This is a genomic window from Kordiimonas sp. SCSIO 12610 (assembly GCF_024398015.1).
Classification (GTDB): Bacteria; Pseudomonadota; Alphaproteobacteria; order Sphingomonadales; family Kordiimonadaceae; genus CANLMI01.
This window is the reverse complement of sequence record NZ_CP073747.1, coordinates 488274-503635: the sequence shown is the minus strand read 5'-3', so window position 1 is coordinate 503635 and position 15362 is coordinate 488274. Positions and strand designations below refer to the sequence as shown.

The 15362-nt window shown below is 46.8% G+C and carries 9 protein-coding genes; 1 reads left to right on the top strand and 8 read right to left on the bottom strand.

The window, feature by feature from the left end; genetic code table 11:
* The first annotated feature begins 316 nt into the window (after positions 1-316).
* On the top strand, positions 317-3646 hold the full coding sequence (locus KFF44_RS02360) for a TonB-dependent receptor domain-containing protein (RefSeq protein WP_255936792.1): 3330 nt from the start codon (positions 317-319) through the stop codon (positions 3644-3646).
* 58 nt (positions 3647-3704) lie between these two features.
* Here KFF44_RS02360 and clpB read toward each other — a convergent pair whose 3' ends face one another.
* From clpB to ptsP, 8 genes are all read right to left on the bottom strand, one after another.
* Positions 3705-6305 carry an ATP-dependent chaperone ClpB gene (clpB, locus tag KFF44_RS02355; RefSeq protein ID WP_255936784.1) on the bottom strand — a complete coding sequence of 867 codons (2601 nt, stop codon included), beginning with the start codon at positions 6303-6305 and terminating at the stop codon, positions 3705-3707.
* Between the two features lie 185 nt (positions 6306-6490).
* A complete protein-coding gene (locus tag KFF44_RS02350) occupies positions 6491-7186 on the bottom strand; it encodes a DUF4167 domain-containing protein (protein WP_255936782.1) in 696 nt (231 codons plus the stop codon).
* A 180-nt stretch (positions 7187-7366) separates the two neighbouring features.
* The gene (gene prmC, locus KFF44_RS02345; protein ID WP_255936780.1) at positions 7367-8251 is read right to left on the bottom strand and encodes a peptide chain release factor N(5)-glutamine methyltransferase; all 885 of its coding nucleotides are present in this window, start codon (positions 8249-8251) and stop codon (positions 7367-7369) included.
* Positions 8251-9330, bottom strand: coding sequence for a peptide chain release factor 1 (gene prfA, locus KFF44_RS02340; RefSeq protein ID WP_255936778.1), 1080 nt, complete (start codon positions 9328-9330; stop codon positions 8251-8253). Before prfA ends, prmC begins: the two co-directional genes overlap by 1 nt.
* A gap of 15 nt (positions 9331-9345) precedes the next feature.
* Positions 9346-10587 carry a histidine--tRNA ligase gene (hisS, locus tag KFF44_RS02335; RefSeq protein WP_255936776.1) on the bottom strand — a complete coding sequence of 414 codons (1242 nt, stop codon included), beginning with the start codon at positions 10585-10587 and terminating at the stop codon, positions 9346-9348.
* A 21-nt stretch (positions 10588-10608) separates the two neighbouring features.
* Positions 10609-11721 carry a flavodoxin-dependent (E)-4-hydroxy-3-methylbut-2-enyl-diphosphate synthase gene (gene ispG, locus KFF44_RS02330; protein WP_255936775.1) on the bottom strand — a complete coding sequence of 371 codons (1113 nt, stop codon included), beginning with the start codon at positions 11719-11721 and terminating at the stop codon, positions 10609-10611.
* 114 nt (positions 11722-11835) lie between these two features.
* Positions 11836-12792 (bottom strand): helix-turn-helix domain-containing protein, encoded by a 957-nt coding sequence (locus KFF44_RS02325; protein WP_255936773.1) that lies wholly within the window; start codon positions 12790-12792, stop codon positions 11836-11838.
* A gap of 281 nt (positions 12793-13073) precedes the next feature.
* Positions 13074-15341, bottom strand: a complete 2268-nt coding sequence (gene ptsP, locus KFF44_RS02320) for a phosphoenolpyruvate--protein phosphotransferase (RefSeq protein WP_255936771.1) — start codon at positions 15339-15341, stop codon at positions 13074-13076.
* Between the last annotated feature and the right edge of the window lie 21 nt (positions 15342-15362).

Below are 15362 nucleotides of genomic sequence, written 5' to 3'. Positions count from 1 at the left end.
GGAATTTTCCCGGCTTTTTTCTTAGCTTATTCATGTCAAATTAGTGCTCGATATCGACCATATGGGTGTAAATAATATTGATGTCTTGATGGTCAATCACAGACGTAATCCCAACAGACGCCGCTATCCTTATCCAATCAAGCGCTAACCCTGTGCTTTTCTGGTAACATATACCTATGATTTATGGTGCTATAACTGCCGTCTATTAATAAATTAATACACACGATCGATAGTTTATGTCTATTCTGACACATCTTTAATGCGCAGAAACTTATAATTGCGTAACAATATTACAAAGTATGGGGAAGGAATATTCATGACTTTGACCAGCCTTGAGCGAAACAAACGAAAGCGCTCAAAATATCTTCTTAGCACTGCTGCGATTGCCCTATTCGCAACCGGCGCAGGATTAACTGGCGCATCTGCGCAAGACAGCTCAGCAAATGATGATGAAGAATTTGAAGAAGTTGTTGTTACAGGCTCGCGTATCAAGCGCGACTCTAATTTAACGTCGCCTGCACCTGTAACCACTCTTGACTCTGAACAATTTCGCCTGTCTGGTGAGATAGATATAACAGATGTGTTGAATGACCAACCTGCTTTGTTGACGTCTTCCAGTTCTGAAGGGTCTATTGATGGAATTTTTGCTGCTGGAACAGGTCAAGCCGTTTTACAATTACGCGGCCTCGGTAACGAAAGAACCTTGGTTCTTGTAGATGGTCGCCGCCACGTATCTGGCGTAGCGGGCACACAGGCTGTAGATATTAACACTATTCCTCCTGCATTGATTGAACGTGTAGAAACCCTAACTGGTGGCGCATCTTCGATTTATGGTGCTGATGCTGTAACCGGTGTAATCAACTTTATTTTGAAAGATGACTTTGAGGGTGTCACTGCTGACGTTCAAGGGAGTATTTCTGATGAAGGTGACGGTGAAACCCTTCGGGCAAATATCTTATACGGTAAGAACTTTGATGATGATCGCGGTAATTTCACCGTAGCCTTCGATTATTCGCGCCGCGATAATATCCTCTTTGGCGACCGCGAGTTCACCAGAAATGGTCAACAGTCTGATGATTTCCCAAATCCAGCGCTTAGGTTCCAGCTAGGCGATATTGATCCAACAAACACACCAAACTTCGCACAGTTCTTTAGTCCTGCAAACGGCCGCTTTTCTCGTGGATTTAACATTCCCACAGCCGCAAATTTCATCCAGGACTTTACTGACACCTTTGGCACTGCACCAAATCTAACAGCTGCTGAGCAAGCCCTTATAGACAGGGCCGCAAACGCGCCTGCTCGTGTCATCCTGCCACAACCCACATTCTCGATTACCTCATCTGGCGGTACGATCATTCCTGCTGACTTCTCGGTATCTGGTCTTGATGTTGATGGAAACGGTGTTGAAGACTGTCTCGACAGCTTTGTGGGCTTCAATGGCTTGTTTGATTTCTCAAATGCTTTTGGTCTCGCTGGTGGGTGTCACGTTGCTAACCCTGATGGTAGCATCAGCCCTGTAACTGACGGTCTCATTGTTGGTAACTTTAACGCATTTGGCGGTTCTGGTGTCCTGGACGGAAACGACGCTGGTTTCCTAACACCTGATGACGAACGTTTTAGCGTCAATGTAACCGCAAACTATGAGCTTAATGACAATATTACGGCTTTCATTGAAGCAAAATTTGTCCGTCAAGAAGTCGAGTCCGGTGGACCAAACAATACTTTCTACGATCTTTTGACAATACGACCTGATAACCCGTTCATCCCAGACGCATTGCAGCCCGTTGCTGACCGAGCAGGCGGATTATTCGTAACTCGTGACCCATCAGACCTTGGGCCAAATATTGATACCTTTATCAGTGAAACCTATCGTATTGTTGGTGGTATTGAAGGCGAGTTTGACAATGGTTGGAACTATGAATTAAGCGCAAACTACGGCCGCTTTGACCGAGAGGTGATTGACCGTAACCGCGTAATCGTTGATCGTTTCTTTGCTGCTATCGATGCAACCACCGATGCAAGTGGCAATGCTATTTGTCGCTCTGATATCGACCCAACGGCGCCTGCTACAACTATTTTTGGTATTCCAGCCTTCAATCCAGGCTTCTTTACCTTTAATCCTGGTGATGGGTCTTGTCGTCCAGCAAATATTTTCGGTTCCGGCAATATTAGTCAGGATGCAATCGACTTTATTACAACAACTGTCCGTAATGATTTCCAATTAGAGCAGTTTGTGCTGAATGGCTACGTTTCTGGCACAACAGAAGAATTCCTTGAGTTGCCAGGCGGTCCAATTGCCTTCGTTCTTGGTGCTGAGTACCGTGATGAAAGAAGCCAGTCCGTTTTCGATCCACTGGTTCGTGGTATTGCACCAGTAACTACACCGGATATTAACGCTGGTCAGGCCGTTTCCGAATTAGGTTTAGACCAGAATGCTCTAACATTCGATTCTGGTGCTCTCGTTCAAAATTCAGGCGGTGGTTTTGATGTATTCGAATTGTTTGGTGAGCTTTCCCTACCAATTCTAGAAGGTGAATTCCTTGCAGAAGAACTAAGACTAGATCTTGCTGCGAGATACTCTGAGTATTCAACAATTGGAAGTACATTCACTTGGAATGCGGGCGTAAATTATTCACCGCATAAAGACATTGGCATTCGTGCGAGTTACTCACGTTCGGTGCGTGCACCAAATATTGACGAGCTCTTTAGCCCAGCACAAGCAGCATTCTTCCGTCCAAATGATCCATGTGATCAGGGTCAAATTGATGCCCTCCTTGCAACAGGCGACCCTCGCGGAAATAACCGCGTTGCAAACTGTGCTGCAGCAGGCTTGCCTGCTGGTTTCCAAGATCCGCTTTCGGCACGATTTGTTGGTGAAACTGTTGGTAACCCGGACCTTCAGGAAGAAACAGCTGATACTTTCACTGTTGGTGTAGTCCTACAACCAAGTTTCCTTGACGGCCTGACAATTTCTGTCGACTATTGGAATATTGAGATCAGCGACGCAATTCAGGCGCCAAGTGCACAGGACATTGTTGATGCATGTTTCGACTCTAGCCAATTCCCGAATCAGTTCTGTGATCTATTTACAAGAAACACTGATACAACATCGCCTCAGTTTGGTGGTTTTACATTCCTGAGACAACAACAGGTGAACTTTGCTGCTTTGGAAGCTGCTGGTGTAGATTTCCAGGCGAAATATGATTTTGATATTGATGAGCATGCATTCTCTATCGGTTTCAACGGAACATATTTTGATAAACTGGATAACTTCTTTGACCCAACAGACCTAACAGCAGTTGACCCAGAATTGGGCGAATTGCAAAGGCCTGAATGGGCAGGGAACGGTTTCTTGAATTGGTCATATGATCGCATAACCGTTGGTTGGCAGACACAATATATGGATAGCCAAGCCCTGCGCGGTGTAGAAATTGAAACCGCCACCGAATTGTTCGGCGAAGGTAATGCGATTACTAACGAGGTATTCATTCATGATATCAACGCAAGCTATCAGTTAACTGATAATGTGCGCGTATATGGTGGTGTGAATAACTTAACCAACAAGTCGCCATTCATTACTGAGAATGCGTTCCCGGTTAGTCCACGTGGAAGAGTATTCTTCCTTGGGGTCAACGTACTCTACTAAACAACGAAAGCCGGGGTTTTCCCCGGCTTTTTCTTTTCAAGGGTGGAAACTTGAATTTCTATGTAACTTTCAGGCTTAGGCCAATTTCAGATGATCCTACACTAACCTTGCCACCTGATTTCACATCACCCTTCAAAATCATTTCCGCAAGCGGGTCCTGAACATTTTTCTGAATGACACGTTTTAAAGGACGCGCACCATAAACCGGATCATATCCGGCATCACCAAGCCATTTGATCGCACCGTCCTCTAATTCAAGGTCTATATTCCGGTCTTCAAGCAAATGCTTTAGATAATCGATCTGAATATCGACAATGCCTGCCATATGCTCTCTACCCAGTCTGTGGAAAAGAATAATTTCATCGAGGCGGTTGATAAATTCTGGGCGGAATGCGCCTTTCACCACATCCATGACCTGATCACGCACGCTTTCAACATCTTCACCATCTTTAAGATCAGCAATCAATGGCGACCCTAAATTGGAGGTTAAGATGATGATCGTATTTGAAAAGTCGACCGTACGGCCTTGACCATCGGTTAAACGGCCATCATCCAGCACCTGCAACAAAACATTAAACACATCAGGATGAGCCTTCTCTACCTCATCAAACAAAACAACCTGATAAGGGCGCCTTCGCACGGTTTCTGTTAAAACACCGCCTTCCTCGTATCCAACATATCCAGGAGGAGCCCCGATCAACCTTGCAACCGAATGCTTTTCCATAAATTCGGACATATCGATACGAACCATCGCATGTTCATCGTCAAACAAAAAAACAGCAAGCGCTTTAGTAAGCTCGGTTTTACCAACCCCTGTTGGTCCAAGGAATAGAAAGCTACCAAGCGGCCTTCGTGGGTCCTGCAACCCAGCGCGTGCACGCCTTACGGAATTGGAAACAGCAGACAAGGCTTCGGTTTGGCCAATAACTCTTTTCCCTAATTCTGCCTCCATTTTAAGAAGTTTCTCACGCTCGCCTTCCAACATTCGATCAACAGGTATTCCTGTCCATCGGGATACAACGGCCGCGATATCGCTATCGGTTACTTCTTCACGTAACAGGTTCGATACACCATCCTCAGCACCTTCGTCCTGCGCCGCATTAGATTGCAGCGCAATCCTGTTTTCCAGGTCAGGGATAATGCTATGTTGAAGCTCACCTGCTTTCGCGAAATCACCGCGTCTCTGCGCCTCAGCAAGTTTTTGACGCGCCGCATCCAACTGCTCGGTAATTTGTTGACCACCTGCAAGGCGGTCTTTCTCATTTTTCCAGCGCGCTGTTAATTCATTAGAGCGCTCTTCCAGGTCTTTAAGCTCTTTTTCAAGGTCGCTCAAACGCGCCTTGGAACCATCATCTTTTTCTTTCTTTAACGCTTCGCGCTCAATCTTTAATTGGACAATTTTACGATCAAGCTCGTCTATTTCCTCGGGCTTTGATTCGGTTTCCATCCGCAGTCGACTTGCGGCTTCATCCATCAAATCGATCGCCTTATCGGGCAAAAATCGGTCGGTTATATATCGATTGGAAAGGGTGGCACTTGCAACAATCGCATTGTCCGTAATACGAATACCATGATGCACTTCGTATTTTTCCTTCAAACCCCGCAGGATGGAGATCGTGTCCTCTACGCCTGGTTCATCGACAACAACAGGTTGGAAACGACGCTCCAGTGCAGCATCTTTCTCAACATATTTCTTATATTCATTCAGTGTTGTCGCACCAATACAGTGAAGTTCACCGCGTGCCAACGCTGGTTTCAACAAGTTCGAGGCATCCATAGCGCCGTCAGTTTTGCCTGCACCGACAAGCGTGTGCATTTCATCGATAAACAAGATTATATCGCCGTCACCGTGCGCTACTTCTTGCAGCACAGCCTTTAGGCGTTCCTCAAATTCGCCGCGGTATTTAGCACCAGCAATTAACGCCCCCATATCAAGCGACATGATACGCTTGTCCTGAAGGCTATCAGGAACGTCCCTGTTCGCGATACGCAGCGCAAGGCCTTCCGCAATTGCAGTTTTACCCACGCCGGGTTCGCCTATCAGAACCGGATTATTTTTCGTGCGCCGTGACAAAACCTGGACTGTCCGCCTTATTTCTTCATCACGTCCAATTACAGGGTCCAACTTCCCGGCTTTTGCGCGCTCAGTTAAATCCTGCGCATATCTGTTAAGGGCATCATACGCATCTTCCGCAGAACTGGAATTTGCAGCCCGACCTTTACGGAGGTCGTTGATAGCTTTATTCAATTTTGCGGCATCAACATTGGCACTCTTTAGAATTTTACCTGCTTCACTATCTGACGAGAGGACAAGCGCAAGCAACAAACGCTCAACCGTAACAAATTTATCACCAGCCTTGTCAGCAATCTCTTCCGCTTTGGCGAAAACACGTGCTGTGCTCGGGTCAAGATGAAGCTGACCAGCACCGCTGCCTTCTACCTTAGGCATTTTAGCAATATGATCATTAATGCTTGTCTGAGCTTGCTTTGCCTGACCGCCAGCTGCATTAATAAGGTTGGACGCAAGACCTTCCTTATCATCAAGCAAAACTTTTAAAATATGCTCTGGTGTAAACCGCTGATGATTTTCACGAAGCGCAAGGGACTGCGCTGACTGGATAAAACCCTTTGACCTTTCGGTATATGTATCAATATTCATGTGTTTATAACCCCATGGATTTCTGGCCCTCAATGAGCAGCCTATTCATCACTAAGCACCCCAAATGGGCGTGCCTTTCCATTCATATGTAAGCATCAAATTGCTGATGACAAGTCGGGTATTCGCCTAAAATCAAAAATGGCCCAAACGGGCCATTCTTTAATTAGTATAAGTATTTTCAAATATTAAGCAGCTTCTTCATCATCAGAAGGCTCGGCTTTTTTCCTGCGCCGCGGCTTAGGTTTATCTTCACTTATCTCTTCGCCGTCTTTTGCTTTTGGGGTTCTTTTTCTGCGTACTGGCGCTTTGCGTTTTTTAGCTGGCTCTTCTTCTGCAACTTCAGCCTTGTTCTCTGCGACAACTTCATCACCAGGTGCTGCCGTTTCCAGGTCAAGTGTCGCCTGTTCAACAACAGGCTCTTGAGAAGAAGTATCCTCTTCGGATACTGCTGCAGCGTCCGCAACCTCTGTAGTTACCTGTTTGTTTTGATCTGAGTCTGAACGATTATTGCGCCCGCGCCGTCCGCGCCTTTGGTCACGACCTTCCTTGTCACCGCGCTCCGCACGTGGGTCATTACTGGCGTTTTCATCACGGTCAGTATTATCGTTATTGTCACTGCGCTTTTGGTTGTTTTGCTGTGACCCACGCATGTCGTTTAAAACACGCTGATAATGATCTGCAAACTGCAAAAAATTCTCGGCAGCTATTCTATCCCCTGCCTGAGTTGCTTCACGCGCTTGGGTTTTATATTTTTCTAAAAGCTGCTTTGGATTACCGCGAACTTTATTGTCATTCCGGTTGTTACCAGCATTACTTTTGCCGTTAGATTTTCTTTGTGTATTTCGATTACGCGAATTACGAGCGTTTTGAGCTTGTTTCATACGAACTTATTACCAACAATGTTCAGAAATAGGTTTTCTTGGCAAAATCATTTTGCCGTTTTTCCGATCGCAAATTCATTATATTCGGAAAGTCTTAATAAGAGCTCTACACTGTTTTCACTCTCTATTAAGTAAAATCACCCTAGCGGCATCTTCTGATTATTCCAAGGAAAATTTTCGTTACTCGGTAAAATATCCACTGACGACACGTGGTACACCGCCCAAATCATTTTTTACCTCTATGGACGTCAGGCCCTGTTCTCGCATCAGGCTCGCAACATCCTCTGATTGTTTGATACCAACTTCAAATGCCAACAAACCACCGTCATTCAATAACAGAGGGGCTAACTGTGTTATTTTACGGTAGAAAAGCAACCCATCATCCCCGCCTTCTAAAGCAGATAATGGCTCATAGTCCTTTACGTCTGGCATCAGGTCCTTGATATCAGCATCAGGAATATAAGGTGGATTGGAAACAATCACATCGAACGGCCCCAGTGCCTTAAGGTCATCAATCATCTGTTCATTTAAAATATCAAGTTCGAAAAACTCAACACGCTTTGACAATCCTAATCGATCAGCGTTACCCCGCGCAACCTCTAGCGCACCTGTTGAAATATCACAGCCAATACCAATTGCTTCTGTTAATTCCGTCAGAATTGATAGGAGAACACACCCACTTCCAACACCAATATCGAGCAAGCGTGGCTTCCAGGCACTAACTGGGATTCGCTTAAGCGCCACCTCAACCAAGGTTTCCGTGTCAGGTCGCGGGATAAGAGTATGTTCATTCACCCGGAAGGGAAGGCTCCAGAACTCTTGTTCGCCGATAATATAAGCAACCGGCTCCGCATTACAGCGGCGATCAACCAAGGCCTGGAAAATAGTTTCTTGATGCTTTGATACCGTCTCGTGCCGCTTCATAATCTGCTGTGTCCGATCCAGACCGAACACATGTTCACACAACAATTCTACATCAAACTGTGGACTTGAAGATCCTGCATTTGCAACTTTGGTCACCGCATTCTCAAGACATATGCCCAAGGGTACAGATTGCCCGGTCATTAAAAACCATTTTCCATAGCGGACAGCTTCGCTGCCTGATCTTCAGCGATCAAGGCACTAACGACTTCACTCAAACCGTCCCCCGCAAGCACTTGATCAAGTTTATGAAGCGTCAATCCAATACGGTGATCGGTCACACGGCCTTGCGGGAAATTATAGGTACGAATCCGCTCAGAACGGTCACCAGAACCAACTTGTGCTTTCCGGTCTTCCGAACGCTCCGCATGAAGTTTCTCACGCTCTACCTCATAAAGGCGGGCCATCATAATCTTCATCGCCTGATCACGGTTTTTATGCTGTGACTTGTCACTTTGCACCACCATAATCCCTGTTGGAATATGGGTGATCCGAACAGCAGAATCAGTTGTATTTACGTGCTGACCGCCAGAACCAGAGGCCCGCATGGTATCAATTCTGAAATCCTCTTGTTTGATATTCAGGTCCACCTCTTCCGCTTCCGGAAGAACTGCTACTGTCGCTGCACTTGTGTGGATACGGCCTCCAGATTCGGTTGTTGGCACCCGTTGTACCCGGTGAACGCCTGACTCAAATTTAAGTTTCGCAAAAACCCCTTGGCCGCTTACGTTGGCAACAATTTCCTTAAACCCGCCAACGTCTGACGAAGACGCAGAAATCACCTCAACTTTCCAGCCGTTGCTTGCAGCGAAACCTTCATACATGCGGAATAAATCACCGGCGAAAAGCGCGGCCTCATCACCACCTGTTCCTGCCCGAATTTCCACGATTGCAGAACGCTCGTCCGCTGCGTCCTTAGGCAAAAGGGCTATTGAAAGCTCGCGGTCCATTTCCGGCAAGCGTTCCTTAAGCTCGTGAAACTCTTCCTGCGCGAGCTCTTTCATTTCAGGGTCGTCGCCAGATTCGATCATTTCTGCAAGATCAATCATTTCCTGGCGGCCATCACGAAGCGCATTAGCGGCTTCAACGATTGGCCCGAGGTCAGAATATTCCTTACTAAGTTTTACGAACTCTTCGTTAGAAAACTCGTCGGGCGTACCAAGCGAATGTTCCAGGTAGCTATACCGATCCAAAAGCTGTTCAATACGTTCATCAGTAATCACGGCAAGAACGCTCCTTTATTTCTCATTTATGGCTGAAACAATATCGGCAAACGCGATTTCAGATTGTTCACCATTCTCAAGACGTTTAAGTGTTGCAACGCCTCGTTCCAATTCATTATCGCCAATTATTACTGCAAATGCAGCGCTTGCTTTATCAGCCCTGTTCATACGTTTCTTCAAGTTACCCGACCGATCAGCGGTTACAGTAAAACCTTCAGTCCTAAGCGTTTCTGCGACCTCAAAAGCCTTTAAAGTTGCCGCCTCACCCATTGGCATAATCACAACAGGGCGTGCAGGGCCCTCCCCCGCTTCTGATAACATTGCAAGGCGTTCGATACCACCAGCCCAACCTACACCCGAAGTTGCAGGACCACCAAGCTGTTCGATAAGGCCGTCATACCGACCACCACCAAGGACCGTCCCCTGTGCACCAAGTTCCGTCGTTACAAACTCAAACGCCGTGTGGCAATAATAGTCCATACCGCGCACCAGGCGCTCATCATGAATATAGGGCACGCCAACAACATCCAGACCCTTTTTCACTGTTTCAAAGAAAGTCTGTGACACTTCATTAAGATGATCAGATAATTTGGGCGCATCCGCGACAATTGCTTTATCGCCCTCGTTCTTACTGTCCAGAATTCTAAGCGGGTTGCTCTCAAGGCGGCGCTGGCTATCTTCAGATAACTGATCCTTAAACTTGCTCAAATAAGCGACAAGTGCTTCCCGGTATGCTGTACGGCTCTCCTTATCGCCGAGCGTGTTCAGATGAAGAACAACTTTGTCACCAAGCCCGAGTTCTTTCAATAGGCGCCAAGCCATTGCAATCATGTCGATATCAGCTTCTGGGCTATCTTGCCCCAAAAGCTCGGCATTAACCTGATGGAACTGACGATACCTTCCCTTCTGCGGCCGCTCGTAACGGAATGCAGGGCCATAACTCATCAATCGGCAAGGAAGATTTTGCTGCATACCATTTGAAATGAAGGCACGGCAAACACCTGCTGTAAATTCAGGGCGCAGTGTTAGTTCGTCGCCGCCGCGGTCCTCAAACGTATACATTTCCTTTGATACAATATCAGAAGCCTCGCCAAGTGGGCGCTTATACACTTCGGTGAATTCAAAAATTGGTGTCGCTAACTCTTCAAATCCATAGGTGCCGGCAACACGGCGGAATGTATCCACCACCGCAGTCATGTTTCTGGCGTCATTTCCATAGATGTCACGGGTCCCCCGCGCTGGTTGCAGCTTGGACACAGTATATTCCTTCAATAATAGCTAAGCGTTGGCTTTGGCTGCTTCATCTATCTGAGCAGCTTTTTCTTCTACAAGCTCAACAATATGATCAACGAGTTTATCGTCAGTAATTTTATGATCGGTCACGCCAGAAAGATAGACCATATGGTTACCCTGACCACCACCAGTTAGGCCAATATCGGTCTCGCGTGCTTCGCCAGGGCCGTTGACCACACAACCGATAATCGACAGGCTAAGCGGTGTATGAATATGACTAAGGCGCTCTTCAAGAATTTCCACTGTCTTGATAACAGGAAACGCCTGTCTGGCACACGATGGGCAGGAAATGATCTGAACCCCGCGATGGCGAAGGCCAAGTGATTTCAGAATTTCAAAACCAACCTTCACTTCTTCAGCCGGGTCAGCAGACAGTGAAACGCGGATCGTATCGCCAATACCTGCCCAAAGAAGCGAGCCAAGCCCGATGGAAGACTTTACGGTCCCCCCCCGGAGCGCACCAGCTTCTGTAATACCAAGGTGGAGCGGGTAATCACATGCATCCGCAAGCCCCTGATAGGCAGCAACAGCTAAAAATACGTCAGACGCTTTCACACTGATTTTAAAATCAAAGAAATCATTGTCTTCTAAAATACGCGCGTGTTCCAGCGCACTTTCGACAAGCGCCTCAGGGCATGGCTCTGCGTATTTTTCAAGTAAATGCTTTTCAAGTGACCCTGCATTTACGCCAATCCGCATTGCGCAACCATTCGCTTTCGCGGCGCGCACAACCTCTTTCACGCGTTCGCTGGAGCCAATATTGCCAGGATTGATGCGCAGGCACGCAGCACCTGCATCCGCAGCCTCAAGCGCGCGTTTATAGTGAAAATGAATATCTGCGACCACAGGGACATTGGCCTCACGGCAAATCTCTGGCATTGCAGCTGTTGACGCCTCATCAGGGCATGAAACGCGAACAATATCAACGCCCGCTTCTTCAGCCTGCCTAATTTGGTTAATTGTAGCCGCTGCATCCGATGTGAGTGTGTTTGTCATGGTCTGAACAGTGATTGGTGCATCGCCGCCAACCGGAACATTTCCCACCATTATCTGACGGGATTTACGCCGAATTACATCTCTCCATGGACGAATGCTCATGTCTTTTACCTTATGCCAGTCACTGAATAGCAAAATAGCCGATGAATATCGGCTATACATGAGCAAGACTGCCCGTTAACGCAAGTAAAAATAGCGAAATTGACTAAATTATACTTATTCAGAATGATTTGTTTGCTCTAACGAGTCTAAAGGCATTGCAGAAATGACTTCTCCAGCACTTCCAAGAGGTGAGGATTGTCGGCCACCAATCATTAATTGGACAGCGCCTGCGTTGCTCGTACTGAACAAGATATTTTGCTCTAATTTTGGTTTGAACTGTTCACCCGCATGCAAAATACCTGACCAAACCTCACTGCCGTCTACTCTGGCAAATCGAACCCAACTTTCTTCACTAGCTACAATAGTCACATCATGTGAGACAGCATCCGTAGCAATTGTATCCGCATAAACAGGAGACGTGAATAATGAACTATCGCCGCGCTGAACTCTTGCATCATTTGAGGCTTCAAATTGTTCGATTTGTGCTGCGGTTTCCAATGTGGGGTTATTAGTTTCACCGCCTGTCGCACTATCTTCGATAGATGGTGCTTGAGGTTGTTCTACGTCAATATTCGTAGAACTATAATTCGTTGCTTCAATGCTTGATGATGTATCCAATCGAGCAAGCTGAATATCAGCGCCCTGTGCCGGAACATCAGCAACCATCGTCTGCATGGTCACATTTGCGCTTGTGAAACTCCATACCCCGGCAATACCAAGCGCCGCGATAGCAGGAGCGAACCAGCTTTTTTTCTTTTCAGGTTTGATTGAAAAGGATGGTTTAGAGTTTTGCCGCTCTATTTCAACGGGCTTAGGAGGATCAAGAAGATTTGCTTCCTCTTTATAACTGCGAACCATTTCATCGCAATCCAGACCCAAAATCTGCGCATACGATTTAATAAACCCAATTGTGAACGTTTGCGCAGGAAGTTCATCATAATTCTCTGCTTCTATCGCTTTCAGATAGCAGATACTTATGCATGTTTCCTTCGCAACCTCAGATAAACTAAGGTCTTTTTCCTGGCGTACAGCCTTCAAACGTTCGGCAACCGAACGATCTGACTTCTTCATTTTAACCGTCCCCTGCCGATTATTTCGGCAGCCAATTAGCTGTTAGTTCAAATTCCAGCTAATGTCCCTTGTGGCGACACTAAAGCCAATTTTCACTATCATGCTGTCCTAGTCCCCAAAGCATGTTGTAGCGATGGCTATAGGATTATATTTTATTTTGAATATAGCCACGCAAGAGTCAAAAAACATTTAACGCATAGAGTCAATTGTATACACCTTATGAGTGCATATTATTGACCAATATCTATTATGAGTGGGATAATCTGGTAACTGATTGGAATTTAACCCAATTTAACATCATGATCACGGGCAAAATACAATAACGAATCGCGAATCGAGTGATCACCCGCTGCAAGCTTGGAAAGCATAAATTCTTCAAGTCTATCAACATGCATAGAGCGAATCATACGCTTAACGGGGCCGATTGCACTCGGGGATACTGACAACCGTCTAAGCCCAAGGCCAATCAATGCCATGGCTTCAATCGGTTTACTCCCCATCTCCCCGCAGACAGTAATAGGAACATCTTTATCATTACAGGCCGAAATGACACTATGAAGGAACGAAAGTACAGGAGGGGCTAGCAAATCGTATCTATCAGTTAATCGCGGATTAGACCTATCGCAGGCAAAGAAGAACTGCATCAGATCATTCGTCCCAACCGAGAGAAAATCGACTTCTTTAAGCAAAAGGTCCATCTGCCAGACAAGTGATGGCACCTCGAGCATACAACCAATCTTAATTGATGACGGTGGTGTTCGCCCATGCAGTTTCAGTCGGTCTATTTCCTTTTGGAAAATCGATTTACACCGCCTCAATTCAGCGACTTCTGCAATCATTGGGAACATAACATTCAGTTCACGCCCGGCTGCGGCATAAAGCATGGCTCGCAACTGGAACCGCAGCAGCGCTGGTCGCTCCAACGCAATCCGAATTGCTCTCCAGCCCATTGCGGGGTTTTCTTCTTCCTCATCTCTTGGAAGAAAGGGAACTTGTTTATCGCCGCCGATATCAAGTGTTCGAAACACAATGGGTTTATCGCCTGCGCTATCAAGCGCCGCACTATAAATCTTGAACTGTTCATCGACCTTTGGAAGCGCAGACGAAATCATGAATTGGAATTCAGTTCTGAATAGGCCAATACCCTCTGCGCCCGTATTCTCTAAATTTGGCAGGTCAACAAGTAAGCCAGCATTCATCAATAAATTTACATCGCGTCCATCAAGTGTGCGCGATGGCAGAGATCGTTCTGCTTCATATGCGGCTAACTGGTCTTTAAGTAACCGGGCTGTTTCGCGGTAGCTCTGAATAATATCGTCAGAGGGGCGCACATACACATGCTCACTGTCCGTATCGACAATGATATGTTCGCCCGCTTCTACATGTGACAATAGCCCAGCCACGCGACCAACTACAGGAAGCCCCATAGCGCGTGCAATAATCGTTACATGCGCGGTCGCTGATCCCTCTTCCAAGACGATTGCCTGAAGAAACGTCCGGTCATAATCCATCAGTTCGGCAGGGCCAATATTACGAGCAACCAATACCGTCGGTTCGCCGAGGGCTTCCCGCTGAACGCTCTCATCACCTTGCAGGATACGAATTAACCTGGACGCTAAATCCTCAAAATCAGCGATACGTTCCCGAAGATACGGATCACGAATTTGTTGCATGCGGATACGATTATCCTGCTGAACCCTATCAACCGCTGCTTCTGCTGTAAGGCCTGAAAGCGCAGCTTCCCGCATTTTTGCCTGCCAACCCTGGTCATAGGCAAACATCCGATATGTCTCAAGCACTTCACGGTGTTCACCCATATGGGAGAGATCTGGGTGCTTGAGCATATCTTCCAAATGTTCGCGCAGTGTTGTAATTGCTTGCTCAAGCCTGCCAACCTCAAGCTCTGTATCCTCTGCGACTGTGCGTAGTATTTTAATTTGTGGTCGATGGAAAACCGCGATTCCAGAACCAACTCCGTCAGCAAGCTTAGTCCCGTTTAATGTTACCGAGGTCCCAAGCGATGCAGCATCTTCGCTGAGTTCATCAGCGGCGATAAGATCACCGGACGCCAGCAATTCTGAAATTACCATCGCAATGGTTTGAAGGGCTTCAACTTCTTCAACTTTATAAGTGCGCGGCGTAACGTTTTGTACAACCAGAACACCGGCAACCTTACCTGTCCGCAGAACAGGCACGCCGAGGAAACTATGGTAAATATCCTCGCCTGTTTCAGGTCGATACGCGAACCTGGGATGATTAGGAGCTTCGGAAATATTCAAAGGGATACCGCGCTCGGCGACCAATCCCACCAATCCTTCACCGGTATTCAAACGTGTTTGGTGAACAGCGCTTGCCTTCAAGCCTTCTGTCGCAAACAATTCCAGAACACCGCCTGCGCGGGAAAGGTAAATAGAACAAACCTCGGCAACCATATTTTGTGCGATTAACTGAGCAACACGGTCCAAACGATCCTGTGCGCTACCGCCAGCGGCCATCACACTGTGAAGGCGCCTTAAAAGCAAGCGTGGTTGACTGACACTGTCAGGCACAGGTTACACCTCGATATTGTT

What these genes read in the sequence shown, in the direction of transcription:
- clpB (WP_255936784.1), bottom strand. Translation starts at nt 6,305, where the DNA reads ATGAATATTGATACATATACCGAAAGGTCAAAGGGTTTTATCCAGTCA.
- prmC (WP_255936780.1), bottom strand. Translation starts at nt 8,251, where the DNA reads ATGACCGGGCAATCTGTACCCTTGGGCATATGTCTTGAGAATGCGGTG.
- KFF44_RS02360 (WP_255936792.1), top strand. Translation starts at nt 317, where the DNA reads ATGACTTTGACCAGCCTTGAGCGAAACAAACGAAAGCGCTCAAAATAT.
- KFF44_RS02325 (WP_255936773.1), bottom strand. Translation starts at nt 12,792, where the DNA reads ATGAAGAAGTCAGATCGTTCGGTTGCCGAACGTTTGAAGGCTGTACGC.
- ispG (WP_255936775.1), bottom strand. Translation starts at nt 11,721, where the DNA reads ATGAGCATTCGTCCATGGAGAGATGTAATTCGGCGTAAATCCCGTCAG.
- KFF44_RS02350 (WP_255936782.1), bottom strand. Translation starts at nt 7,186, where the DNA reads ATGAAACAAGCTCAAAACGCTCGTAATTCGCGTAATCGAAATACACAA.